The following is a 1,518-nucleotide window of genomic DNA, read 5'->3' as shown; positions in this document are numbered from 1 at the left end:
CCCGAGTCGGCTGGCGGCACCTGCGCTGCGGTGCCGCCGACCGGGTCTGGCTGGTCTGGCATTAGACGTCCAGCAGCTCTGCTTCTTTGCGCTTGAGCAAATCGTCGATGGCTCGGTGTGCTTCTTGGTCAGCGCGTCGAGGTCCTTTTCACCGCGGTTGCCGTCGTCCTCACCGACTTCGCCGTCCTTGACCATCTTGTCGATGGCTTCCTTGGCCTTGCGACGGTGGTTGCGGATGGCGACCTTGGAGTCCTCACCCTTGGTGCGGGCCAGCTTCACGTATTCCTTGCGGCGTTCCTCGGTGAGCACCGGCAGCACCACGCGGATGGTCTTGCCGTCGTTGGACGGGTTGGCCCCGACCTCCGAGTCGCCCAGCGCCTTTTCAATCTCGCGCAGCGCGGAGACGTCGTAGGGGGTGATCATGATGGTACGCGCATCGGGCACCGCGAAGGATGCCAGCTGCTGCAGCGGGGTGGGCGAACCGTAGTAGTCGACCATCACCTTGGAATACATTCCGGGGTGGGCACGCCCGGTGCGGATGTTCGCGAAGTCTTCCTTGGCGGCCTCGATGGTGCGTTCCATTTTCTCGGCGGCTTCCGCCAGAGTTTCCTCAATCACCGGTACTCCTTCAGGGTCCTTTGGCTGGACCAAAACCCGGTTTCACATCGGTGCCACCGGGCTTTGGCAATTCAAACTAGTTCAATCCTATGCCACGATGGGCTACGGCGTGACCGTGGTGCCGATCCGTTCGCCGCGGATCGCGGCCGCGACGTTGCCTTCGCCTTCCATGCCGAAGACCAGCATGTTCAGGTTGTTGTCCTGGCACATGGTCATCGCGGTCTGGTCCATCACCCGGATGTTGCGCACCAGCGCGTCGTTGTAGGTCAGGGTCTGCAGCTTCTGGCGGTCGGGTCCTTCTTCGGGTCCGCGGTGTACACCCCGTCAACGCCGCTCTTGGCCATCAGCACCTCGTCGGCGTCCACTTCCAGGGCGCGCTGGGCGGCGACGGTGTCGGTGGAGAAATAGGGCAGCCCGGCCCCGGCACCGAAGATCACCACACGGTCCTTCTGCATGTGGCGGATGGCGCGGCGCGGAATGTAGTTCTCCGCCACCTGGGCCATGGAGATGGCCGACTGCACGCGGGTTTCCACCCCGCACTGCTCCAGGAAGTCCTGCAGCGCCAGGCAGTTCATCACGGTGCCCAGCATTCCCATGTAGTCCGCGCGGGAGCGGTCCATGCCGGCGGCCGAGAGTTCGGCGCCGCGGAAGAAGTTGCCGCCGCCGACCACGATCGCGGTTTCCACCTCGCCCACGGTCTGGGCGATCTGCTCGGCCACGCCGCGCACGGTGGTCGGGTCCACGCCGACATTGCCGCCGCCGAACACCTCCCCGGACAGCTTGAGAAGGACGCGGCGACGCTTGGGGGTATCGGTAGGGACCATCAGTTTTGCTCCTGGAGGATGGTAGTGCTTGCGGCTGGTCGGTGTGTCCCCGCAACGAGGCGCGGGCGGGTGCCGG

At 65.0% G+C, this 1,518-nt stretch carries 2 pseudogenes; both read right to left on the bottom strand.

The features are described from left to right. Positions 1–61: 61 nt before the first annotated feature. A pseudogene (gene frr, locus JCM19049_RS13865) lies at positions 62–618 on the bottom strand (ribosome recycling factor). 102 nt (positions 619–720) lie between these two features. Continuing rightward, positions 721–1,442 (bottom strand): annotated as a pseudogene (gene pyrH / locus JCM19049_RS13860) (UMP kinase). Positions 1,443–1,518: the final 76 nt, after the last annotated feature.

It is taken from the genome of Arthrobacter sp. JCM 19049 (assembly GCF_001310435.1).
The sequence above is the reverse complement of the archived record's forward strand: the minus strand, read 5'-3'. Positions and strand labels throughout refer to the sequence as shown.